This window comes from Prevotella fusca JCM 17724 (genome assembly GCF_001262015.1).
Taxonomy (GTDB): Bacteria; Bacteroidota; Bacteroidia; order Bacteroidales; family Bacteroidaceae; genus Prevotella; species Prevotella fusca.
Map to the genome: position 1 here is coordinate 735,125 of NZ_CP012074.1, position 23,066 is coordinate 758,190.

Annotated in this window: 19 protein-coding genes, 1 tRNA gene and 2 pseudogenes; 5 read left to right on the forward strand and 17 right to left on the reverse strand. The window is 41.3% G+C overall.

Annotated elements, in window-relative coordinates; translation table 11 throughout:
• Nucleotides 1-11 precede the first annotated feature (11 nt).
• Nucleotides 12-533: a thioredoxin gene (trxA, locus tag ADJ77_RS02985; protein WP_025078892.1), complete on the reverse strand. Its 522-nt coding sequence runs from the start codon at nt 531-533 to the stop codon at nt 12-14.
• A 1,272-nt stretch (nt 534-1,805) separates the two neighbouring features.
• On the opposite strand from trxA, the gene ADJ77_RS02990 reads away from it, so the two are divergent.
• From ADJ77_RS02990 to ADJ77_RS03005, 4 genes and pseudogenes are all read left to right on the forward strand, one after another.
• On the forward strand, nt 1,806-2,327 hold the full coding sequence (locus ADJ77_RS02990; protein ID WP_025078434.1) for a hypothetical protein: 522 nt from the start codon (nt 1,806-1,808) through the stop codon (nt 2,325-2,327).
• A 25-nt stretch (nt 2,328-2,352) separates the two neighbouring features.
• A pseudogene (locus tag ADJ77_RS13170) lies at nt 2,353-2,662 on the forward strand (hypothetical protein); the annotation flags it as partial.
• A 12-nt stretch (nt 2,663-2,674) separates the two neighbouring features.
• On the forward strand, nt 2,675-3,148 hold the full coding sequence (locus ADJ77_RS03000) for a hypothetical protein (protein ID WP_025078432.1): 474 nt from the start codon (nt 2,675-2,677) through the stop codon (nt 3,146-3,148).
• Nucleotides 3,149-3,356: 208 nt separating this feature from the next.
• Nucleotides 3,357-3,557 carry a hypothetical protein gene (locus ADJ77_RS03005; protein ID WP_025078431.1) on the forward strand — a complete coding sequence of 67 codons (201 nt, stop codon included), beginning with the start codon at nt 3,357-3,359 and terminating at the stop codon, nt 3,555-3,557.
• A gap of 163 nt (nt 3,558-3,720) precedes the next feature.
• Here the strand turns inward: ADJ77_RS03005 and ADJ77_RS03010 are convergent.
• The 10 genes and pseudogenes from ADJ77_RS03010 to dnaN all read right to left on the reverse strand — a co-directional run.
• Nucleotides 3,721-3,993: pseudogene (locus ADJ77_RS03010) on the reverse strand (IS4 family transposase); the annotation flags it as partial.
• 602 nt (nt 3,994-4,595) lie between these two features.
• Nucleotides 4,596-5,051 (reverse strand): DIP1984 family protein, encoded by a 456-nt coding sequence (locus ADJ77_RS03015; protein WP_025078429.1) that lies wholly within the window; start codon nt 5,049-5,051, stop codon nt 4,596-4,598.
• Between the two features lie 19 nt (nt 5,052-5,070).
• Nucleotides 5,071-6,465 (reverse strand): DUF2130 domain-containing protein, encoded by a 1,395-nt coding sequence (locus tag ADJ77_RS03020; protein ID WP_025078428.1) that lies wholly within the window; start codon nt 6,463-6,465, stop codon nt 5,071-5,073.
• A gap of 1,047 nt (nt 6,466-7,512) precedes the next feature.
• Nucleotides 7,513-7,587 (reverse strand) — tRNA-Arg (locus ADJ77_RS03025).
• A gap of 88 nt (nt 7,588-7,675) precedes the next feature.
• Nucleotides 7,676-9,358 carry a serine protease gene (locus tag ADJ77_RS03030; protein WP_025078427.1) on the reverse strand — a complete coding sequence of 561 codons (1,683 nt, stop codon included), beginning with the start codon at nt 9,356-9,358 and terminating at the stop codon, nt 7,676-7,678.
• Between the two features lie 21 nt (nt 9,359-9,379).
• Nucleotides 9,380-11,050, reverse strand: coding sequence for a DNA repair protein RecN (gene recN / locus ADJ77_RS03035; RefSeq protein ID WP_025078426.1), 1,671 nt, complete (start codon nt 11,048-11,050; stop codon nt 9,380-9,382).
• Nucleotides 11,051-11,111: 61 nt separating this feature from the next.
• Nucleotides 11,112-11,996 (reverse strand): type IX secretion system protein PorD, encoded by an 885-nt coding sequence (gene porD / locus ADJ77_RS03040; protein WP_025078425.1) that lies wholly within the window; start codon nt 11,994-11,996, stop codon nt 11,112-11,114.
• A complete protein-coding gene (gene coaBC / locus ADJ77_RS03045; RefSeq protein ID WP_025078424.1) occupies nt 11,974-13,185 on the reverse strand; it encodes a bifunctional phosphopantothenoylcysteine decarboxylase/phosphopantothenate--cysteine ligase CoaBC in 1,212 nt (403 codons plus the stop codon). The genes porD and coaBC overlap by 23 nt, the downstream gene beginning before the upstream one ends.
• Before the next feature lie 4 nt (nt 13,186-13,189).
• A complete protein-coding gene (locus tag ADJ77_RS03050; protein ID WP_025078423.1) occupies nt 13,190-14,044 on the reverse strand; it encodes a 3'-5' exonuclease in 855 nt (284 codons plus the stop codon).
• A gap of 95 nt (nt 14,045-14,139) precedes the next feature.
• A complete protein-coding gene (dnaN, locus tag ADJ77_RS03055; RefSeq protein WP_025078422.1) occupies nt 14,140-15,264 on the reverse strand; it encodes a DNA polymerase III subunit beta in 1,125 nt (374 codons plus the stop codon).
• Between the two features lie 205 nt (nt 15,265-15,469).
• Here dnaN and ADJ77_RS03060 point away from each other — a divergent pair, with 205 nt between their 5' ends.
• On the forward strand, nt 15,470-15,874 hold the full coding sequence (locus ADJ77_RS03060) for a DUF3127 domain-containing protein (RefSeq protein ID WP_025078421.1): 405 nt from the start codon (nt 15,470-15,472) through the stop codon (nt 15,872-15,874).
• A gap of 762 nt (nt 15,875-16,636) precedes the next feature.
• Here ADJ77_RS03060 and ADJ77_RS03065 read toward each other — a convergent pair.
• From ADJ77_RS03065 to ADJ77_RS03090, 6 genes are read right to left on the reverse strand one after another with little or no spacing between them, the layout of a single operon-like run.
• On the reverse strand, nt 16,637-18,076 hold the full coding sequence (locus ADJ77_RS03065; RefSeq protein ID WP_025078420.1) for an NADH-quinone oxidoreductase subunit N: 1,440 nt from the start codon (nt 18,074-18,076) through the stop codon (nt 16,637-16,639).
• 12 nt (nt 18,077-18,088) lie between these two features.
• A complete protein-coding gene (locus ADJ77_RS03070; RefSeq protein ID WP_025078419.1) occupies nt 18,089-19,600 on the reverse strand; it encodes a complex I subunit 4 family protein in 1,512 nt (503 codons plus the stop codon).
• A gap of 4 nt (nt 19,601-19,604) precedes the next feature.
• Nucleotides 19,605-21,659: an NADH-quinone oxidoreductase subunit 5 family protein gene (locus ADJ77_RS03075; RefSeq protein WP_050696007.1), complete on the reverse strand. Its 2,055-nt coding sequence runs from the start codon at nt 21,657-21,659 to the stop codon at nt 19,605-19,607.
• A gap of 13 nt (nt 21,660-21,672) precedes the next feature.
• Complete coding sequence (gene nuoK, locus ADJ77_RS03080) at nt 21,673-21,981, reverse strand: NADH-quinone oxidoreductase subunit NuoK (protein ID WP_004360908.1); 309 nt, start codon at nt 21,979-21,981, stop codon at nt 21,673-21,675.
• Nucleotides 21,978-22,517, reverse strand: a complete 540-nt coding sequence (locus tag ADJ77_RS03085; protein ID WP_025078418.1) for an NADH-quinone oxidoreductase subunit J family protein — start codon at nt 22,515-22,517, stop codon at nt 21,978-21,980. The genes nuoK and ADJ77_RS03085 overlap by 4 nt, the downstream gene beginning before the upstream one ends.
• A gap of 12 nt (nt 22,518-22,529) precedes the next feature.
• Entirely contained in the window at nt 22,530-23,066 is a 537-nt protein-coding gene (locus ADJ77_RS03090) for a 4Fe-4S dicluster domain-containing protein (protein ID WP_025078417.1), read from the reverse strand.

Here is a 23,066-nt window from a genome sequence, read left to right on the forward strand (position 1 = left end):
AATCCTGGAACTTACTTCAGCAGGACAGATTTGATAGCCTCCTCAAACTGAGGCTTGTTCATAGCACCTGACTGCATTGTAGGTTCGCCATTCTTCGGGATGAAGAGTATTGATGGGATTGAACGGATACCGAAGAGAGCTGCCAGCTCACGCTGTTTATCAACGTCAACCTTGTAAACATCAATCTTTCCGGCATACTCACTCGCTACTTCTTCAAGAACGGGTGCCGTTGCCTTGCAAGGACCACACCACGTTGCATAAAAGTCAATGATGGCAGGCTTATCACCCTTGAACTCCCAAGTCTTTGGGTTCTTCTCATAATCCATCACTTTCTGCTTGAACATTTCTGCGTTCATTTCCTTTACATTCATATTCTTTTCCTTTCCATCATTTTGGTTATTAACTTCTGTTTGTTCTGTTGCCGTAGCACTGCCCCTCTGTTGTGCAGCCTCCTTGCCAGCCTTGCTATCTGCTTTGCAGGCTGTCAGTGTGAGTGCCATAATAGCTACTACGAATGTTGCTGTACGTTTCATACTTTATACTATGTTATCTTTAAGATTACCGAGGCTATATTACTAGTCGGTTTGCTATTGTCGTTTTTGTTTCTTGTGGAAAACGATGCAAAGATAAGTATTATTTTGTTTTCTACCAAATTTCCAATGGAAAATTATTCGTATTATTTAAACTTTAATCTCACACACATAAGATTAGAGAATACGGATCAGATAATATTGACAAACATGAATCAGTAATTGTAGAATACATAAAAGTCTGCCTATCATTTTTTCTTTAATTATTCTTCAGGTAACTGATTTTGTTGTAGTTTAGAAGTAAAGGAACAGTTTTGCATAGTATAAAATCTATCGTCATTAAAACAATCAAGGCTTGTGAAATATATTTACATATTCTTGGATAAACATTACTTTATAGCACACAAAAAGCATCACAAAAGTTTAGGTTTGCAACAGTCAGATAATCAGTTAATTACTGCGGTGTACAAGAAAAGGTGCTTAGTTGGCTTTTGACCAACGCCCTTTAAATCTCATTAAGCCTTAGTTAGACGTCAATTAAGGTTTAATTCAAATGCAAAAGGGCATCTTTTAGGTTCATCCGACATTTGGAGTAATAACCAATGAATGATACTCAAATTTTGAGATAAAAATCTCTTCATAACCTTCTCATTAATAATGGATTTAGACTAAATGAAGTGAATTTATAAGTTATAGTAACTCCTGCACTACTAATTAGCACATTATGATTATAATTCTCCGTATATAAAGGGTTTAACATATATGAGCAATGGTGTAAGTAGTTGATTATTAATAACTAATTATTATCACTCCAAAATCCGGAAGACCCATCTTTTATTTTTCGGCATTAGAATTTTATTTACAAAAACAAACACATCTAATAGATGTAATAATCTTCTTGCACATTCAATATTAAGTTTGATATTCTTTGGCGTATAATAGTTGACAACCAACTATAAAAAACATCAGGGGTTTCTGTGATGGAGGCTGTGCGCCTCAAAAGTAAAGTCATGTGTTCATGCAAAAAGGTTCTATATAAAACACAAGATTGATACATTGCTTATATAGAAACAATAGCCCAAGAGAAAAATTGAACTTTAGAAGCCCAGAATTTGTTTCTCACAAAAAGATTAAGTAAATTCGCATTTGGTCCTTGAATCTGTCGGCAATATAAAGAAGGTATTTTTTTCAAATGTCTATATAACTCCTTAATTCAATAGTATAGGGACGAATGCAGGTTCAAGAGCTGGAAGTGTAATTTATAAAAAAAAAGAGATGATGAATCTAAAAAAAATATTAAATAAAGAAGCAACTTGGTATTTCTTGGCCTTAGCGGGGCTGTTGATACTACTCTATATGGGAGGAAATATCATTATAGATACGTATTTCTATGTGATATCATTAAATATTTTGATCTTTTTATTTTCTTATATAATACTTAAAATAAAGAATAAACTGCATTACTACTCTTATGTTGTAGGCTGTGCGTTTTTTGCTATTTGGTTTATCTTTTATAGCATATGCGATCTGCGAAGCAGAAACATGAAAGGTTATCTCACCAAACAACTCCCGATATTGTTTTATATTCCAACGGGTACTGAAGGGAGGTGGTCCAGTAGTGGAATCGAAATAGAATGTAAAGGAAGTAAGCATAAAATACCAACAACTCAAGAATCAGATAATCTATATCAGATTTACGGAGATTCGGTTATCAATCATATCGTAGTACGTTTTTTGCTAAAGGAACCTTTTCCTTCTGTGTATTATGTAGATAGCGTACGAATAACTTATAAATAAGTTAGTTCTCTCAATACATACTTGACAGGTTGAGAGTCTTACGAGCAATAAACAGGGACGTCAGAGCGTTATTGTTGATATAATAGGTTACGACAAGGAAGGTCATACGGTCTATACGAAGCTCGGCAATGGCACGGAAACCACCTTATACCTACGACAAGCAGCGTGAATGTCTGCAGGTGATGAACCTTACGGCGGATAGTCAGACTGTGATGGAAAACAAGTATCGCTATGATGCTGTAGATAATATCCTCGGTATCACGAATGCTGCCAACCCAACGTCGCTGACGAAACTCAACAAGGCTAAGCTGGGAGGAATGAGTAAGCATACGTATTAGTATGATGTTATGAACTGGTATCAAATAAAAAAAAACATATACTATTCAAATGACGATTATGTCAGAGATATAATTGCTCTGCACCTTAAAAATGGTGCATTGAAAGCTATTTATAACTATATCTGTCAAACATCTTTGGTTTCTATGGAAGAGAGATTTAAAGGTATTGCAGAAGATATAGAGCATGATGTTTGTAATGAGATAATCACTCTTTTCTTATGCAAAAAACCTGTTTTTAGGTGGTACTTAAATAGTGCAGAACAGTTAGAAATGGATATTGATGCAAGATTTGTAGACAGTTTGAATATTCACAATACGATTTGTGAATTCTTGACAAACTTGTCATGTCTGATAGATGAGGATATTTTTTTATTAGATGATGTTATCAAGGAAAAATCTTTGGTATTAATGGTATTCAAACCTCAAGCGCCACCAGAAATAATAGAAGGTACAAAATCTATTGAAATTCCTTCTTGTCTGTAAGATTTGAGTTTGGGCAGCTATGCCCTCTGTCGGGCAGGTGATGACCGTTCTGCTTCCTAACGCCAAGGAGACAAAGTGTGACTAATGACAAGTAGCGTGATGATCTGCAGATGATGAACCTACAGAGGAGGTTTGGCAGCAGGACTATGCTGTGCGCATGAATCATTGCTCGCCAAGATGTGTTTAATTTTGATAGCGAAGACATGAAATGAAAAAGAAACTTATAGCTATGTGTTTATTGTCAATCTTTGTTTTCGTTATTGGCAGAATAGCTTATAACAGCTTTATGCTTAATTCATATTATAGTCATGGGGATGAACTAATTGCTAAGATAGAAAAATACAAAATAGATAGACGGACTTATCCACTTTCTTCAGACTCAATAGGAATAAAGGAATATGATTTTTAGGTGGAGGTCTTATATATAAGAATCTTCCTTTTAGATATTCCTGTGTCGGTATAGGTGACTTCCGCTTGGCATTCGAGCATGGTTCATTACTCTATACCTATTCCCATTATTAAGGAAGTGGGGCAAGGACTTAGACTTAGATACCTAAAGTTTCCCACCCCTTAATCATGCGATAGAAACAGTTCTTGGCATGATTTGAAAGCTCATATATCTTATGCTTGCATATGCGGTGGATGCTCTCACAGACAATGCGGAAGAGGCAAAGAGAAAGAATCAACTCCGAAGCGCAGACCCCGTCCTGTTTCTCCAATGACAGGCGAGATAACAGGTGACCGATGCCAAACTTGCCAAAAAGATGAAATAAATCATCACTCATTCGGTTTTTAACACTCAAAAGCTTGGACAACTCGCTTATTTTCTCTATTTTTGCTTCCATAACAGTTTTGTTGTTTTGTCTTTAAAATCAGTTCTTTAGCGATTACTAATTTACAAAGAAAATTCGACAAACTGTTATTTTCCTATCTATTTATTAGGGTGGGAAACTTTAGTTATTAAAAAAGACAAAAGGAATTCCAACAGGACAGGACGCTGGAGATTTTATACTGAAGACGGAAGGAACCATTATGGTGTCCTATGAGGATAAAGATTATCAGAAAGGAATTTTTATAATGGAAGGATTCCCGCTAATGGGGATTATGATAAATATACTTATCAATGAATATTATTTATCTGGATTTACTCATCGATTAAAGAACATTCCCTTTATTGGCAGTTCCTGTTCTCAACTACCCTGATGACGATAAAAAATCCCACATCCCACCCTCGTCAGATATGTTATAGTCAGCTTATGGTAATGCTATATGCAAAATGCTATGTACACCGTACGGTCCTTTTAGACATTATGTGCTGGGAAATGCTACCTGCGAATGATCTTCAGAAACCCCGTACTCTGATGCTAAATTGGTTTTCAGCTCACACCTACAACATAATAAGACTACACCAAAAAATCTTTATGATAACTTCTTACAACACAGAATACTACTCTATTAATTCGGTTGTGAAGTTCAGAGCCTGAATCTTCATGTCAAGTTCGCGTAGTCGCTTAGACAGTTCGTCAATCTGTTTGCCCAAAGCCTTGATGTCTATTGTAGTTACCAGTTTGATTTCCGACCGGCTGTAACGGTCTTGAGACTCGGATGCCTTGTTAAATATATCACGAAGAGCAGTGACACGCATAGAAAGCACATCACGTTCTGCCATCATCTCTGTAACGGTTCGCCCTTCGCTTACGGTGTTCATATTCGTCTTGTTAATCTTGAAGATCAGAGCAAAAAGGTCTTTCAAGCAAGCATCCATCTCCCCCATCAGTTCCGCTGGGTTTTCAGAAGGAATGTCACCCTCCTGAATACGAACATTGTTCAACACTCTGCTTTTGAGCTGTTCTATCTTCTTTTGCTTGTCCTTGCGGATAGCCAATGCTTCTGCTAATTTCATTTCTATCAATTTTTAACTGTTATTCCATTGTTATCTGATTGTTCTTACGTGCTTCATCAAACTTAGCTTTCATCGTTGGATTCTTGTAGGTCAGTTTGCGTATGGTGAGGTCGTCAGTATCTTGGTTGGATAGGCGTAGATAGTTCTCGCTACCGACAAGTTCCTCACGTATCTTTTGAAGTTTGGTAATTGTAGCATCAATATCCTTAATGGCATCATTGAATTTCTTGGAGGCAAGCTCATAATGACGACCGAACTTGGACTTGAAGTCTTCTATCTTGCTTTCAAAGTTGGTGACATCCACTTCTTTACTCTGTGCAAGAATAAGTTGCTTCTTATACTCCAAACTCTTTTTCGATGTCTGTACAAGTAGATTGATGAATGGTACAAAGAACTGCGGACGGATAACATACATCTTCGGATAGAGATGACTCTTGTTTACGATTCCTGTGTTATAGAGCTCGTTATCAGCTTCCAGAAGACTGACTAATACAGCGAACTCACAGCCTTTCTTTTTGCGGTCATCATCAAGTTTCTTCAGGAAATCTTCATTCTTGTGCTTGGTGGCAGTAGTATCCATCTCATTCTTCATCTCAAACATAATGGATATATACTCTGCACCATCTTCTGAAGCACGAAAAATGAAATCACCCTTTGTGCCATCACTTGCATCATTATCCTTATCGAAGTAGGCATTAGGCATCATGGGGCGAATATACTGATCGAATTCAATACTACAGTGTTGCTCCAGTGTTTCACCAACCATCTTGGTAGACATCTTGGTTTTCAAGTCTTTATAGTAGTCTACCTGTTCCTGCTTCATGCGAAGTTCGTTCTCATGGTGTTGGATGAGTGATGCCTCGTGAAGCTGTGCCTCACGCTTCTCCAGTTCGGCAGCAGAACGAAGTTGAGAGATTTCCGTATCCTTTGCCTGAACTTCCTTCTGAGCTTTGTTACGCTCTTCCATAATCGCAAGCTGCAACTTAGAGTCATTCTGTTCTATGGTTGAGTTGAGCCTTGAAATTTGCTGGTCTTTCTCTGCCAAAGCAATAGTCAACTCGTTCTTCTTTTGTGCAGCGATATTCTCCAACTGTGTTTTAAGAACTTCTATCTCAGCCGAGAGTGCACTCTTCAACTTTGTGAGTTCATTTTCTTTCTCACTCTTCAGGCGTTCAATCTCTGCATCCTTGGCACCTATCTCAATCTCTTTCTTGGAGAGTTGGTGCTGGAAAGACTGTTCCGTCTTAGCTGTAGCCAAGGCTTGCTCTGCTTTGTGTTGTTCACGAAGTTCTGCTATGCGACGGTCAACTTCCTCATTAAATGCTGTGTTCTTAACCTGATTAACGATGGAGGCATAGTCAGCTTCGTCGACAGTGAATGCCTTATGACAGTTGGGGCATATTAATTCTTTCATGAATGTAATGTCTTTATATCTTTATTGTCTACCAACAGAATTCTGAATATCAAGGATTCTTGTAGTTTATCGTCTCTCGCTCTGTATCAACTTTTACTTTAGCCTTTGTATAAATAAAACAGATGCGAATATACGAAATTATTTGCTAATTTCAGATAATCACAAGAGAAAATCATCAACAGCATACTAAAATTCTATGATTATATATCTTTATCCGAATAGTCTTGCCCGTTTTACTTCTGTCACCGTGTTTTGTAATCATCTGATTGTCTGACTGTTGCAAATTTGACTTTTAATGGTCTTTTTTATGTTTGAAAGCTATTTCTGATTGATATTTTGTAAAATCAGAAGAACAAAAGAACGTTGATAACAAGAAAAAAGAGGTTCATCCGTTAAATGAGTGGACACTTTTCGTATAATAGCTTTAACAAAAGAACCGAAGTTATGCATTATACAAAAAGACAGCCAAGACAGTCTTGGCTGTCTTTTTTATTATCATCCTCCGACACAGAAAACCTTTTCATGTCAATACTTTGAAAAGCGCAGACAACAGATTGAAAAATCATGACATAATTCCGGATAAAACATCTACAGATAAAGGCAAAAATACGCATAAAAAAGCAACTTCGCAACCAACAGGAAATCAGTTAGTTATAAAGCCGTGCAAGAAAAGGTGCTTAATTGGACTTCAAAAGGGCGTTAGTTAGACCTCAAAAGGGCATCTATTGCAAGTCAATTGGGCGTCTTTTAGAAGCCAATAGAGCATATATTGGTTTTGAGTTGCATGAAAATAGTTTACAGACTCCGATTGACACGGGAATAAGTTGTTCATAGAAGACTGAAAGACATAGTAACGGGTAGACATCGTACTCATTTGCCTTTTCTGCATTTTATATTGTAGTTTATCCCCCCTTGTGAGACCATCTTATTTTGGATAGTCATACCATGCAAGCGTATAAGCCTTTATTCTATTTCCAATTCCATGCATTTAACGGAAGAACCAAAAAAGAGGAACATCCTTTAGGATATTCCTCTTTAAATTCTGAGTGATTCCGTTGGGATTCGAACCCAAGACCCACAGCTTAGAAGGCTGTTGCTCTAATCCAACTGAGCTACGGAACCATCATGCGGGTGCAAAGGTACGGATTTTATTCGGTTCTGCCAAATTCCGTTCCATCAAATTTCGTGCCACCAAACTATCAAATATAGTTTATTTGTACTTCTGTAGGAATGTGTCAGCTTGCGCATTGCCAAGTTCCTTAGCCTTTTGAATATTCTTGAGACCTTCTTCTTTCTGTTTGCTTTCACATTGTGCAATACCCAGAATAAGATGAGCATCAGGCTGAGATGCATCAAGCTGGATTGCTTGTTGAGCAGCACTGATAGCAGCATCTACCTTGTTCAGACGTAAGAGGAGGCTACCAGCCTCTGTTGGATATAATGCTTCTTTAGGGTCAAGTCGTGATGCAATGAGGATATCCTGCAGGGCTTGCTGCCACATGCGCCCCTTCACTTCACACTGTTCCCGCATATAATAAAAAGCTGCTCCAAGGCGTCCTTGATTAAAATATTCATACGTATAATAGTCCTGCACCGCTTTACGATACTCCCCCATCTTCTCCAACTGCTGACCACGTGTATAGAAATAAGGTGCAGAAGTTGACACGTATGGTGTGTCACAAAGTTCGATGCTCTTATTGAGCAAGTCGAGAATTTCCTGATCAGTAGCTCCCAAGTGCTGACGACTCTGCGCCATCTCCAAATAAAGTTCAGAATTATTGAACTTAGTCTTGGTCAGTGCATCAAACTCACTGTAGGCTTTTGCATAATCACCCTTTGCAAAGATAATCTGTGCCTGAAGGTGACGATAGGCATCATTTGCTTTCACAGTTTGAGCTTTCTGAATTTCGTCCAAGGCTTTATCAAGTGTCCATCCTGCTGCCTTGGTATTCTCTTCAAGCACGGGAAGAACTGTATTGTGATAAACAAGACGGGCGTAGTTGTAGTGTGCTTCATCCTTTGCCGTAACTTTCGCAACAGCAGTCTGTAATGTTTTGTCAGCATTGGCTATCTCACCCTTTCCAATCTGCATGTTCGCCAACGCATAGTACCCATCGTTTGCTTGTGGGAACTTTGCAATAAAATCATTGATAACAGCTTCATGAACATTTGCTGGTTTCTCAGAAGAGAGCATCAGAGCCACAACAGCTTCCTCGATGGTGTTGGGCAGTCCTATGCGAATACCACTCTGTCGAAGGGTCATGTCATTCTGTGACAATCCTTTCAGAATAAAGTCTTTAGCATAATTTGCATCTGTCGCACTCTGTGAATCACCTGATGTATTGAACAGACCGACAACCTGTCCTTTAGCGTTAAAGACAGGTGAACCATTTAACTTATCAGTTGCAGAAGAAGCCAGAATAGAATAGTTGTACTTATCCATGAACTTCTCAACATTTGACACATTAGCTTTTACTGCGCTGCCACTCTGTGTCATAGGAGTAACCCATACTTCTTCACCAGCAGGAACGGCACTTGCCAAAGGAGCAGCGGTGGTTTTCCCACTCACTTGGAACTTTGCTATATCATAAATCTCATTGGCTCCAAGCAGACATTCCACGTCGTGTTTCTGCCCTTTTGCATCAATAATAACAGCTTTATCAGCCCCTATAAAGGGTTTCCAAGGACTTACGGCAATACCATCCGCACTGATACAAACGCCATTTGAAGTTGCCTGAATACTGCCGTCTGCTTTAAAGGTTGTCAATGTAAAGGCAGCATTCGCTGCTTTCTTCACAGCACCAGGCTGAGCGAAAATGCTATTCGAAACACCCAGTACGAGGGCAATGATCAAAATTAAAGTTCTCAGTTTCATGTTCATTCTTTCTTTCATTGTATATTTTAGTAAGGCATATTACTTCTTCTTGATTAAATCTAATAATTCACGGGCATTCTGCAAAGCAGCGTCAGAGACGTCAGCACCCGAAAGCATCTGGGCAATCTCGCTTACACGCTGTTCTTTATTCAATTCACACATGTGGCTGCGAGTTCCTTCTACAGTCTCCTCTTTCTCAACTTTATAATGTGAACTACCCAAAGCTGCAATTTGTGGAAGATGAGTAATAGAAATTACCTGGCGATTGTTATTACCCATTTCCTGCATGATAAGTGCCATTTTCTGAGCAATCTTACCACTCACTCCTGTATCAATCTCGTCAAAGATAATCGTTGGCAGCTTTACAGCCCCACTTACCATAGCCTTCAATGACAACATCACACGTGCAATCTCACCACCTGAAGCCACCTGTGCAACTGGTTCCATAGCCGTACTTGTGTTAGCAGAGAAAAGGAACTGGACCTTGTCAGCACCATCCAATGACAAAGGTTTAGGCGACAACTCAACCTTAAACCTAACATTAGGGATGCCCAGTGGTATAAGTCGGCTACTCATCTGCTCCTCAACAGTCTTGATAGCCTTGCGTCTGAGCCCCGTCAACTTCTCAGCTTGCTTTTCACAGGCTGCCAGTTTCGTCTTTACCTCCTGCTCCAGCAATTCCAGCTCCTCATCGCTGTTATCAATATTCTTCAGCTGTTCAGCTATATTATCACGAATATCTATCAATTCTTTCTCTGTAGAAACATGGAACTTCTGCTCAAGTGCATTCAAAAGGTCAAGCTGTTGGTTGATGTTATCCAGACGAGAGGGGTCAAAGTCGATATTCTCAACTTCACTACCTACCTCGCCTGCTATATCCTTTAATTCTATATGCACTGACGATAAGCGTTGTGCGAGTTCCTGTGCCTTTGGATAAACCTTCTCGATGTTTCCAAGGCTATCCAGACTCTGTCCCAGCTTGCGGATAACTCCGTTGTCATCATCATTCAACAGATTATCAGCCTCATAGAAAGCAGTCTTGATATCTTCTGCATGAGAGAGTGTTTCACTCTCCTGCTCCAGTTCCTCCTGTCTGCCTTCTATCAGCCCTGCACTATCCAATTCGCTGAACTGGAAACGCATAAATTCTTCATTTTCCTGTGCTTTGGAAATCTGCTCCTTCACCTCTGACAGGCGTCGTTCTGCTTCTTTATAGTCTTGATAAGCTGAACGATAAGCCGTCAGTTCCTTATTATTCTGGGCAATGATGTCAACAACATTCAGCTGAAAATCATCCTTCTGCAACAACAGATTCTGATGTTGTGAGTGAATATCTATAAGCTGTTCGCCCAATGCACGCATCATCTGAAGTGATACAGGTGTATCATTGATGAAAGCACGTGATTTGCCTGTAGCCGTCAACTCACGGCGGACGATTGTATCATCGGGTTCAAAATCAATGTCATGCTCTTCAAAAAAAGGCTCAAAGCCATAGTTAGAGAGGTCGAAATGAGCTTCAATCGTACATTTCTTCTCCCCTTGTTTAATTTGCCTGCTATCAGCCCTATTGCCTAACAGCAAACCTATTGCACCAAGGATAATACTCTTTCCCGCACCCGTTTCACCAGTAATCACCGAGAACCCCGAGTGGAAAGCAATATCCAGCTGGTCTATTAATGTGAAGTTCTTTATATATAGATGTTTCAGCATATCTGACAATTATTATAGTTGAAGTTAAGGTATATGAACGTATTGCGGTGTAATGAGGCTACTATTGCTTGATTTTCTCCCATGTAATATTCTGGCTGGCATTGATTCCAAAGAGAATGTCATAGACCAGTTCCTTTTCCTTTTGCGTACCTTTTCCCTTATAAATATTAGCCAGTTCATCTTTCTTATAGTCTGTCCATATCTGTGGCAACATACTTATAGGACGATTCTCATGCGCTTTCTTCAGTCCGTTCTCCAAGGCTGTCGTTATATTTGTCCTGCCACGTTCAGCATTATTTGCCATCTCATCCAATCCTGTTCTGTAATAATCATACTGCAACTGACGGAAAGGTTTCATGGCTCCATCAAGATAATCGTTGATAATAGCAAAGCGGTTACGTGAATTATCAAAAGCCTTCCACCCCGTGAAACTGAGGTTCTGCGCATTATTCGTCAGAATCATACAACGTTGCAGGATGTCTTCGCCCCCCATAGGGGAAAAAGAATCAAGATCTAATCCTATGATAAGATAAGCATAATAGGCTATCAATGCCGTCAGTTGGTTATCGATATTCTCCTCATTGAACTCAATCTGGTCATACTGAGCAAAGGTAAAGTTGAAGTCACCATCCTGATTATTGTAGAGCGTTGAAGTATAAGCTGCATTGTACACAGGGCGATTCGCCTGTATCAAAGCAGAACAGGTGAACATGTTGCTACCAGGGTCATACTTGTTTACGGTAATATTAAAGTTGCAGTTTATACGTTCGTTTCTTTGAAACTGATAATGAGTCCATTGACGAGTATTTATAAACTGCTCCAAAGTCTGCTGTAGATTCTCAAAGACCGATGCATCCGTGCCTTGAATCTGATTATGATTCACGGTTACTTTTGCATTCAATTCCTGTGCAGACAGTTCTCCCTTAGAGAACAGAAACAAGCTCATCAATAATATCACGAGCCACTTCTGTCTTTGGTTTCTTAGCATAACTCTTCCTACCTTCTTTATTGATAATCGTTATCTGGTTATCATCCGACTGGAAAGTTGTTCCCGGAATCCTTGTTGAATTCAGCACAATGAAATCAGCATTCTTCTTCTCAAGTTTCTTTCGGGCATTGTTCTCTTCTTCATCTGTTTCCAAGGCGAAAGCTACAATGCGCTGCCGCTCTCCCTTCATATTGCCTATAGTTGCAGCAATATCCTGTGTCGGCTTCAGCTTTAGCAACAAATCATCCCCCTCACGCTTAATCTTATGAGCAGCAATCTCGCTGGGACGGAAGTCAGCTACGGCAGCACAGAGTATCGCAGCATCGCATCCAGGAAACTCCCCTATCGTCACCTCATACATTTCCTTGCAGCTTTCAACATCAACTCGCTGAATACTATCAGAACAAGCAAGGCTTACAGGACCTGCTACAAGAATTACTTTTGCACCGCGTCGGCTGCATTCTTCAGCTAAGGCAAAGCCCATCTTACCGGATGAATAGTTACCGATAAAACGTACAGGGTCTATCTTTTCGTATGTAGGACCAGCCGTAATAAGAATCTTTTTACCCTTTAAATCTTCTGTTACAGATTGCTTCTCATCCGAAGCGGAGAAGAAGTTATCCAAGACCTTTACAATATTCTCAGGATCCTCCATCCTACCCTTCCCCTCCAGACCACTGGCAAGGAAACCGCTACCCGCCTCAATGATATGATTTCCAAAGCTACGCAATGCCTCTATATTCCTCAATGTTGAAGGATGCTTATACATATCCAGATCCATTGCAGGTGCAATGAAGACCGGTGCTTTCATTGAAAGATAAGTAGTGACAAGTATATTATCAGCTACTCCGTTCGCCATCTTTCCCAACGTTGCAGCAGTACAAGGTGCAATGACCATAGCATCTGCCCATAGTCCGATGTCAACGTGAGAGTTCCACGTGCCGTTTTTCTGTGAGAAGAATTCGCTGACAACAGGTTTATTTGTCAGTGCAAACAGTGTGACAGGGGTTATAAACTCCTTACCAGCAGGCGTAATGACCACCTGCACTTCTGCTCCACTCTTTACCAGTTCACGGATAATAAGACAACTCTTATATGCCGCAATGGAACCTGTTATGCCTAATACTATTTTCTTTCCTTTCAGCATCACCTTATTTATTATTGAACTCTCTCAGACGGATACGTGTCAACACCTGTTTTGTGTTGTATGTAAAGTCACTTGCAAGCATCCAACTGTAATATCCTGGATCCTTGTGTAATACCTCAGCTACATCCCAACCTCTGTACTTACCAAAGTTGAATACTTCATGCCGACGTGGTTTCCCTGCAGCATCAAGCAGCACATTGCCATCCTTGTCAGTCATATCACACCATATCATACGACCCGCAAAGTCAACAAAGTCATTCATGCGTGAGAACTCGGCGAGCTCGTCCATGTCGTTATTCAGCACACGATCCTCTTCCTCCTGCTTGCCAGGTGCATACATTTCAAGCTCACCCTGCAGCACACGCCATGTAGCTTCCGTATCCTGGTCAGCCCTGTGTGCCTCAAAGTCGTCTTCCATCTTCCTGCCACAATAGAACTTGTAGGCAGCAGCAAGATTGCGACGTTCCATCTTGTGATAGATGTTCTGTGCATCAATCAGACGACACTTTGAGAAATCAAAGTCAACACCTGCACGCAGAAATTCCTCTGCGAGCATCGGCACATCAAAGCGATTAGAGTTAAATCCGGCGAAGTCACAGCCCGTGAACCTGTCAGTCAGCTCCTTTGCCTTCTGCTTGAAGGTAGGTGCATCAGCCACGTCAGCATCTGAAATACCCGTCAACAGCGTTACTTCAGCAGGTATCGACTTTCCTGGATTGATAAAGATATTCTCTCTTTCTTCCTTTCCATCAGGATAAACCTTGATGAAAGAAATCTGAATAATTCTGTCGTTAACAAGGTCAAGCCCTGTAGTTTCCAAGTCAAAAATGACCAAAGGCTTTGTCAAATTCAGTTTCATACGTTTGTGTATAACCCTCTATAATCATAAAGGAGAATGGCTATATAGAAGATACACAGCCATCCTCCCGATAAAATCTATCTAATTAATGTTCGTTAATCGCTCAACAACATCGGCATAATCAGCATGAGAATGTCCTCATTCTCCGGCTGTGTGCCTGGCACGATTACGCCTGCACGTGATGGGTCAGCCAGCTGGATAATAACATCATCACCCTCAAGATTATTCAAGATGTCAAGCATACTTGAACCCTTAAAGCCAATGCTCATAGGATTGCCGCCATACTCGCAGGTAACACTCTCCTTGGCACTTGTAGCAAAGTCGATATCCTCAGCGTTCAGTTCAAGCAAACCTGTAGAAACATGAAAACGAATCAGCTGTGAAGAGTCGCTTGCAAAAGGCAGGACACGACGCAAAGCGCCAATCAATGACTTGCGGTCAATCGTAACCTGATTAGGATTGTCCTGTGGGATTACACTGTTGTAATTAGGGTATTTACCTTCTATCAGGCGGCAGGCAAGGTTTCCTTCAGCAAAAGAAATCTCTGCCGAACGGTCATCGAAGCGGATAATAACGTCACCACCGTCCCTTGAAAGCACATTCTTCAGCAATGATGCTGGTTTCTTAGGAAGGACAAAAGCAGCAGGATTATCACTCTTGATAGAGAAATTCTTGTTTCTCACGAGCTTATGACCATCACTGGCTACGACTGCAAGGCAGTCCTCCTTCAAGTCAAAATAAACACCGTTCATCACAGGACGAAGCTCGTCCTGTGCTGTTGCAAAGAGTGAACGTGTCAGACTGTCTGAGAGTTTCTCTGCCGGTAGAGTTATGGTTGTAGCATTATCAGATACTGACTGAGCTTTTGGATACTCGTCTGCACCAAGAATCGGGAAGTTATATGAACCATTCTGATAGGTAACATAAATCCTCATCTCATCCATATTCACGTCCAGTGTGAGCGGTTGCTCAGGGAGTTCTTTCACAGCATCAAGAATCGTATGATTGTTCACTACAAAATCGCCCTCGCCCTCACAACTCTCAAGATTCAATGTTCCACGCATGACATTCTCACTATCTGATGCCGTAATTGTAAGCTGTCCGTCATGAACCTCAAACAGGAAGCAATCCAGAATAGGCAGAGAATTCTTGCTGTTAATTACTCGAGAGAGAGTCAACAACCGGCTGCTCAATGCAGTGCTTGAAAGGTTAAATCTCATTAGTATGTATTTTAGTTAATATTTTTATTTACCCGTATCCAGACGGCTGGAACTTGTCCATTATCGTCTTTCAACTTCATCGTACAAAAATACAAAAAAGGGACGTGAAAAACAAAAATTAAGTATAAAAGTTTCGGTTTTTAGAACTATTTTAGTAATTTCGCAAACAGTTTAAAGTAATAAAATAACCAAAACAAGTAGATAAATGGATTTACAAGGAAAAGTAATCGCAGTCCTTCCTGCACGAGAAGGAACTTCTGCCAGAGGCCCATGGAAGTCACAGGAGTATGTTATTGAGACGTACGACCAGTACCCGAAGAAGATGGTTTTCAACATTTTTGGTGCCGACAGAATTGACCAGTTTGCCATCAAGGCTGGTGAAGAGATCAATGTCAGTTTCGACATTGATGCACATGAATACAACGGTCGTTGGTTCAACAACATCCGTGCATGGAACATCCAGCGCGTAGATGCTACGGCTGCAATGGCTGGCGCACCTGTTGCAGCAGCTCCAGTTAGCCCACAACCTGCTCCTGCAGCAGCTCCACAGGCAACTCCATTCCCTCCTGCACAGCCAGAGGAAAATTCCACAGATGACTTACCATTCTAACAGAATTACACAGTTTCCCAATACAAATAAAGACAGACTCTCTGATTTTAATTGAGTCTGTCTTTTTTTATTAGACTATCTATTTAGATTTTACTTTAAATTCATAATTCTATCTTGTACTATCATTAGAAACATAAAGACGATATTTTGTTGAAATAAAATCATGTATAAAATTTAATTGATGCTCTTTGGGCTTCCAATTAATGCCCTTTTAGCTTGCAAAAGATGCCCTTTTGAGGTCTAACTAACGCCCTTTTGAAGTTCAATTAAGCACCTTTTATTGCACCCTCTTGTAATAGTTTAATTATCTGATAGTTACAAGAATGAATAAAAACGCATTTATCTTGTTTTTTTAGATGTACATACAAGAAAATATGTAAAGTTTTTTCACGTTAAACAAAGTGTAAGACAATAAATTAAAGAAAGACATAAGAACCTCTAAAAACATAGTAACAAAAGAACAAATTACGGCAACTAACAAGAAAATTCTCTTTCTTAGTTTATTTACTTTTGGCTATAAAACTCATTTCTAACAAAAAGTTGCTTCAATTCTGACAACATACTGAGCTATGTTTACTACTCAACACTATTGGTGTTTACCATCAACACCAGATGTGATGAGCGTCAGCACAATAGGTACTTATCATCAACACATCCATTAAAAACAGTAATTATGAGAAATCATCATAAACAAAAAATCGCCCAAGGATTAACTGAAATCCTTGAGCGATTTATATTAATTATTTAATAACAATGAGCTTATTAAACTGCTGCTGCAATCCACTCATAAACAAAGCTGCATACACCGAAGAGGAGGATGCCTGCCATGCAGACTGCCAATGCAAACTTTGTGTTACAGTCACTCTTGAAGGTTGGCAACGGACTGTCTGTACGGACAATATACATTGCCTTTACTATCTTGAGATAATAATAGAGTGAGATAACCGTGTTGAGCAATGCGATGAATACAACTGCGTATGCCCACGCTCCCATTGTTGTGTTAATGTCGGCACCATTGACGCCAGACATGAAGATGAAGAACTTGGAGAACATACCTGCAAACGGAGGAATACCACCGAGTGAGAACATCGCCAAAGTCATCAGGAAGCTCAGACGTGGATTAGTCTGATAGAAGCCATTGTAATCGTCGATATTGGTCTTGCCGCCATTGTTCTGCTCTACAACAGAGATAATCGTGAAGACTGCCATGTTGGCAACAACATAAATCAGGACGTAATAGCTCAGAGCAGCAACAGAGCTTGCCCAATCGTTACCGATAGCTGCCAGCATGATGTAACCCGCCTGTGAGATAGAGCTGAACGCCATGAAGCGTTTCAACTCACTCTGACGTACAGCAAAGAGGTTGGCAATGGTAATAGAAAGGACTACAACTATCATCAGCAATACGTGCCAGTACTCCATCATGCCACCGAAGACATGGAAGAGAATGCTCAGCAACGTGAACGCTGCAGCACCCTTTGAGATGACGCTCAGATAACCGGTAACGGTTGTCGGCGCACCCTGATAGGTGTCGGCTGTCCAAAAGTGGAATGGTACAAGGGAAATCTTGAAGCCAAGACCACTGAAGAAGAACACGAGTCCCATGATTGCCAATGGAGTTGCCTCCATCTTTGTAGCAATGTCAGCAAAGTAAAGTGTACCGAACTGACCGTAAAGGAAGCTGATACCATAGAGCATCACACCGCTTGAGAATGTTGCTGTCAAGATGAACTTGGCTGCACCTTCCGCAGAGTTCTTACGGTACATATCAAAGGCAACAGTACATGCCATTGGCACAGATGCCATCTCAAGACCGAGGAAGAACATAAGGAAGTTGCCTGCGCTCATCATGGAAAACATACCGAGCAGTGTTGAAACGATGAGCATATAGAACTCGCCTTCCTTACCGCTCTTTGCAGCCCAAACACGACTCTGAACCACAACAATAAAGGTACCCATAGAAAGGATTGCCTTCATTACGTTGACAGCAGGGGTTGTTACATACATACCACCAAACAGATTCTGTGGCTCCATTGGATAGAGGCACACAAACGTGTTCAGAAGCAGGAATACAGAAGCCAGCGGATTGAACCACTTGCGTTCTTCAGTCTTTGCCGTTGCAAAGTCAGCAACAAACAAAACAATCAGGATGGCAACGAGACTTGCCTCCGGAATCATCTTAAAGAAATCACTATAATTCATTTCGCCAGTTTATTAAAGATTACCCAAGTTTGGTACATACGTGATAATGTGATCAAAGATAGGATGAACCGCATCAATAATCATATTCTCAAAGAACAGTGGGAAAAGGCCCAGACCTGCAACACAGAAGATGAGTGCACCGATAGAGAAACGCTCGTCCCATGTTGCATCATGCAGCTCGTAGAACTTTTTGTTTGGAATGGCCTGGAAAAGAATCTTTCCTACTACTCGCAAGATATAAACAGCCGTGATAACAATTGCTGTACAAGCAATGATTGTTGCTACACGATGAAATGTACCTGCATTCTCGAATGAACCTACGAAGATTGTCATCTCGGCAACGAAGCCAGAGAAACCAGGCAGACCAAGATTGGCAAGACCTGCCACAACGTAAGATACTGCGAGGAAAGGAACAACCTTCATCAAGCCACCGAGGTAACGCACATCACGAGTTCCTGCACGATGATAAATCATACCGATACATGCAAAGAACAGAGCTGTCATCAAACCGTGTGAAAGCATCTGGAGGATTGCACCTGTGATAGCTGTCTGTGTGGTCATAACCAAAGCGAAGAGCACCATACCACAGTGTGAAACTGAAGAGTAGGCGTTGATATACTTCAGGTCGGTCTGCACACAAGCTGAAAGTGCACCATATACTACAGAGATAGTTGTCAGCACGAGGAATATTGGAGCCCACATCTCCAAAGCGTCAGGCATAAGGAACATGGCAATACGCAAGCAGCCATAACCACCGAGTTTCATCAATACACCTGCATGGAGCATTGATACAGCTGTAGGGGCTGAAGCATGACCGTCAGGAGACCATGTGTGGAATGGGAACAGCGCACCAAGTACACCGAAACCGATGAATACCAATGGGAAAAAGATGTTCTGAACATCCTTTGGCATAGCGTGCAAACGTGCCAGTTCTGTCACATCCATAGTGGTAGCACCACTGAAGTAATAGATACCGAGGATACCGAGAACCAGGAGAGCAGAACCACCCATAAGCATCAGTGTAAGTTTCATTGCAGAATATTCCTTTGGACCTGTACCCCATACACCGATGAGGAGGTACATTGGAATAAGCGCAACCTCATAGAACATGAACATTGTGAACATATCCGTAGAGATGAAGAAACCAAATACACCTGAAGACAAGAGTACGAACCAGAGGAAGTACTCCTTCTTCATCGGCTCAAGCTGCCAGCTGGCAAATGTACCTGTGAAGACGATAATTGCAGAAAGCAGAATCATTACGACAGAGATACCATCCACACCTACCGAGAAGGCGATGTTCAGAGGCTTGAACCACATTACGGAATTTGCCAACAGCATCGCATCATGATTACCTGCGTTGCGCTGCTGAACGAAATAAACAGTCAGCCAGATTGCACCTATCAAAAGTGCCGTAGAGCCGGCTACCATCACGCCACGTACCTGATTATCGTTCTTGGCAACCCACAGGCCGCAGAGCATCAGGACGGGGATAATTACAAATACAGTTAATATCCAACTCATTTCTTTAAATCAAGCAAAGTAATATTAATGTTAATGCTACAGTACCGGTGATGAACCATACAGCATACTGACGGACATCGCCACTCTGCCATGAACGGATAGACTCACCAGCCTCCTGTGTACCCCAAGCCATGAAATTGAATGTGCCGTCAATAACGTGACGGTCGAACCATGCTATTGGAATAGAGAAGCAACGGAACACAATCTTGTGTGTGAAGAACTGCCATGCATCATCAATATAGAATCTGTTGAGGGCAGCCTTGTGCAAACGTGGGAATGTACGCTGCAAAGCGTCAGCAACAGGCTGTTTCTTGCCTGCATACATCCAGGTTGAAAGAGCAATACCGATAACTGCTGCAATGATACTGGTAGTAGCAATGCTCCAGTCAATATGGATATCATAGTTCAAACCATTGGCACTTACAAAATGACCGAATGGTATCCAGCCTGCACAGACAGAGATGGCAGCAAGGAATACCAATGGACCCCACATTACGAAAGGAACTTCCTGTGGACGGCGACGGTTCTCTGGGTCCTGCTCATAGTAAGACTCGCCCCAGAAGATAACATAGTAAAGACGGAACATATAGAACGCTGTCATACCAGCTACGAGGGTCATAATCCACTTCAAAGCCTGACCTTCAACACCCGGCAGGGCATTACATGCTGAGATAATCTCATCCTTTGAGAAGAAGCCGGCAAATGGAGGGATACCTGCAATCGCCAGACAACCGATCAGGAAGCAGATGTTTGTAATCGGCATGTACTTGTGCAAGCCACCCATATACTCCTTGAAGTTGCTGCCAATGATAACTATGATAGCACCAGAACAAAGGAAGAGCAGAGCCTTGAACATAGCGTGAGTGAAGAGGTGGAACATTGCTGCCATATAACCAAGACCACCGTGGTGGAGATATTCTGGACTGTTGAATGAACCATTCTTGCTGTCATAGAAACAAACACCAAGTGCTACGAGCATGTAGGCAATCTGTGAGATTGTCGAGAATGCCAGACCACGCTTAATGTCGCTTTGGGTACAAGCCACTGCTGCGGCATAGAAGGCTGTGAATGCTGCAATCCAGGCAATCCAGTGAAGTTGTTCCTGTGCACCAAACTGTACGTAGATTGGCAGCAGTGATGCAACCTGGAATACACCGGCAACAACCATCGTAGCGGCATGAATCAAAGCAGATACTGGTGTTGGTCCTTCCATGGCATCTGGCAACCAGATGTGTAAGGGGAACATAGCTGACTTACCTGCACCACCAATAAACATCAAGAAAAGAGCTGTTGGAAGTACCCATGCAGACTCTGGATTAGTAGCCAATCCCCTCAATGTTTCAGAGAGACCGGGATTGACACTGAGGTCATAATTGAATGTCCCTACATAGAAGCTGAAGAACAGAATACCAATCAAGAAGAACAAGTCAGCAAAACGAGTAACAATAAACGCCTTCTTGCTGGCATGTACTGCTGTATGCTTTGGATAATAGAATCCAATCAACAGATAAGAACATACACCTACCAATTCCCAGAACAGATACATCTGGAAGATGTTGGTTGCCACTACGAGTCCAAGCATGGACATCGTAAAGAGTGACAGATAAGCATAGAAACGCTGGAATCCATGCTCATACTCCTCAAACTCATAGTTCTCATCACGTTCAGCCATATAACCGAATGAATAGATATGAACCATGAAGCTGACGGTAGTAATGACTATCAACATCATTACACTGATAGGAGAAAGGCGTAAACCTATGTTGAATGTCAGAAGTTCTGTAAACTTCAACCATGTGAAGTTGAATACTGTAACAGTTGGATATACACCATTTGCCAAACGACCATCAGTTACGTTGAAGGTCTCGCCCATTGCTGTAAATTCGCCAGTATAGAAGAAATAGCGGTAAGCAGTGTAGAGACTAAGCGCAAATAGCGTACCTACCACACAGGTGCCGATAATACCAGCGACCTTGCGAGGCATCTTCATTCCGAACAAACCAAGCACAATAGCACTCAGGAACGGGAGAAGAAGTATCAAAAATGCGTAATCAAACATATTTGTTTTCTTTTTATAATTTCATATTTTCAATACTGTTCACCTGATCGCTGTGGAAATGACGGTAAACATTGATGATAATAGCGAGGGCAACCGCTGATTCAGCTGCGCTTACACCGATGGAGAAGAGCGTAAAGAACATACCCTCATATCCATCAGGGAAAAGCAGACGATTGAATGCAGCGAAGTTGATATCAACACTATTGAGAACTAACTCTACGGAGATAAGCATTGCAACAAGGTTGCGACGGGTTACGAAACCAAATACTCCGATAAAGAACAACAGTCCACTAAGGACAAAGAAATATCCTACTGGTATCATTTGCTTTCCTCCTTCTTATTGTTATTCAGAATTACCAAGCCACCGATGATGCAAGCCAGAAGGAATACAGAGATGAACTCGAATGGGAGTACATAACCATACTTGTCGGCTGTCATCAAATTATGACCTATAATATCCATAGTAACCTCATTTGCCAGAGAATCTCCATCCACAGCAGTATAACGCAGGACTTCATTCTTCAACAGAACCAAGATTACTGTTCCAAAACCAACCAAAGCAATAATGGCAGCAAGGAAAGTACGCTTCCCTAACCAACGTTCAGAGAGTCCCTGCAATGTACGCTTGCTTACCAACTGGATTGCAAAGATGTACATCATTGTGATACCACCAGCATAAATACTGATTTGTACAGCACCAAGGAATGTGTAATCGAGCAGGAAGTAGAGACCTGCAACGCCAAAGAGAACGAACAGCAATGCTGTCGCAGCTCGCATGATACGCTTCGTCGACACGCAGAATACGGCTGAAGCCAGTATAACAACGGCGAGAATCGCAAACATAATTAATCTTGCCATATCTCTAATCCTTTATTTCTTTTTAGTATTGAATGTTCCAACTTTCCAGTCAGCACCACCGTCAATAAGACCAGGCAGTGAACCACCTTCATAGACTTCCTTGTCAAGGTGAAGAATTAACTTAGAACGGTCAAAGACTGAATTCTCGAAGTCATTAGTAAACTCGATTGCATCGAAGTTGCAGGCATTAACACACAACTCACAGAACATGCAGTCACCTAAGTCATACTCATAATCAACGAGCTGCTTCTTTTTCTTACCTGTCTCTGGATTGGTAACCATCTCAGAAAGAATCTTGATAGTACCATTAGGACAAGCCTTCTCGCACATTGTACAAGAAGTACACTTGTGATTTCCTTCCTCGTCACGTTTGAAGACCAGACGGCCACGGTGACGCTTGGCTACGTGAAGGGTTGTCTTGCGGTTCTCAGGATACTGCTCGGTAGATTTAGGTGTGAAGTATTCCTTCATGGTCACCTTCATACCCGTAGCAAGTGTCTTGAGCGCACTCCCGACCTCACCAAAATATGATTGTTTTTTATCTTCCAT

What these genes read in the sequence shown, in the direction of transcription:
- ADJ77_RS02990 (WP_025078434.1), top strand. Translation starts at nt 1,806, where the DNA reads ATGATGAATCTAAAAAAAATATTAAATAAAGAAGCAACTTGGTATTTC.
- trxA (WP_025078892.1), bottom strand. Translation starts at nt 533, where the DNA reads ATGAAACGTACAGCAACATTCGTAGTAGCTATTATGGCACTCACACTG.
- ADJ77_RS03085 (WP_025078418.1), bottom strand. Translation starts at nt 22,517, where the DNA reads ATGGCAAGATTAATTATGTTTGCGATTCTCGCCGTTGTTATACTGGCT.
- ADJ77_RS03060 (WP_025078421.1), top strand. Translation starts at nt 15,470, where the DNA reads ATGGATTTACAAGGAAAAGTAATCGCAGTCCTTCCTGCACGAGAAGGA.
- dnaN (WP_025078422.1), bottom strand. Translation starts at nt 15,264, where the DNA reads ATGAGATTTAACCTTTCAAGCACTGCATTGAGCAGCCGGTTGTTGACT.
- porD (WP_025078425.1), bottom strand. Translation starts at nt 11,996, where the DNA reads ATGAGCTTGTTTCTGTTCTCTAAGGGAGAACTGTCTGCACAGGAATTG.
- ADJ77_RS03000 (WP_025078432.1), top strand. Translation starts at nt 2,675, where the DNA reads ATGAACTGGTATCAAATAAAAAAAAACATATACTATTCAAATGACGAT.
- nuoK (WP_004360908.1), bottom strand. Translation starts at nt 21,981, where the DNA reads ATGATACCAGTAGGATATTTCTTTGTCCTTAGTGGACTGTTGTTCTTT.
- ADJ77_RS03030 (WP_025078427.1), bottom strand. Translation starts at nt 9,358, where the DNA reads ATGAAAGAAAGAATGAACATGAAACTGAGAACTTTAATTTTGATCATT.
- ADJ77_RS03005 (WP_025078431.1), top strand. Translation starts at nt 3,357, where the DNA reads ATGAAAAAGAAACTTATAGCTATGTGTTTATTGTCAATCTTTGTTTTC.
- ADJ77_RS03015 (WP_025078429.1), bottom strand. Translation starts at nt 5,051, where the DNA reads ATGAAATTAGCAGAAGCATTGGCTATCCGCAAGGACAAGCAAAAGAAG.
- ADJ77_RS03065 (WP_025078420.1), bottom strand. Translation starts at nt 18,076, where the DNA reads ATGAATTATAGTGATTTCTTTAAGATGATTCCGGAGGCAAGTCTCGTT.
- ADJ77_RS03020 (WP_025078428.1), bottom strand. Translation starts at nt 6,465, where the DNA reads ATGAAAGAATTAATATGCCCCAACTGTCATAAGGCATTCACTGTCGAC.
- ADJ77_RS03070 (WP_025078419.1), bottom strand. Translation starts at nt 19,600, where the DNA reads ATGAGTTGGATATTAACTGTATTTGTAATTATCCCCGTCCTGATGCTC.
- ADJ77_RS03050 (WP_025078423.1), bottom strand. Translation starts at nt 14,044, where the DNA reads ATGAAACTGAATTTGACAAAGCCTTTGGTCATTTTTGACTTGGAAACT.
- ADJ77_RS03090 (WP_025078417.1), bottom strand. Translation starts at nt 23,066, where the DNA reads ATGGAAGATAAAAAACAATCATATTTTGGTGAGGTCGGGAGTGCGCTC.
- ADJ77_RS03075 (WP_050696007.1), bottom strand. Translation starts at nt 21,659, where the DNA reads ATGTTTGATTACGCATTTTTGATACTTCTTCTCCCGTTCCTGAGTGCT.
- recN (WP_025078426.1), bottom strand. Translation starts at nt 11,050, where the DNA reads ATGCTGAAACATCTATATATAAAGAACTTCACATTAATAGACCAGCTG.
- coaBC (WP_025078424.1), bottom strand. Translation starts at nt 13,185, where the DNA reads ATGCTGAAAGGAAAGAAAATAGTATTAGGCATAACAGGTTCCATTGCG.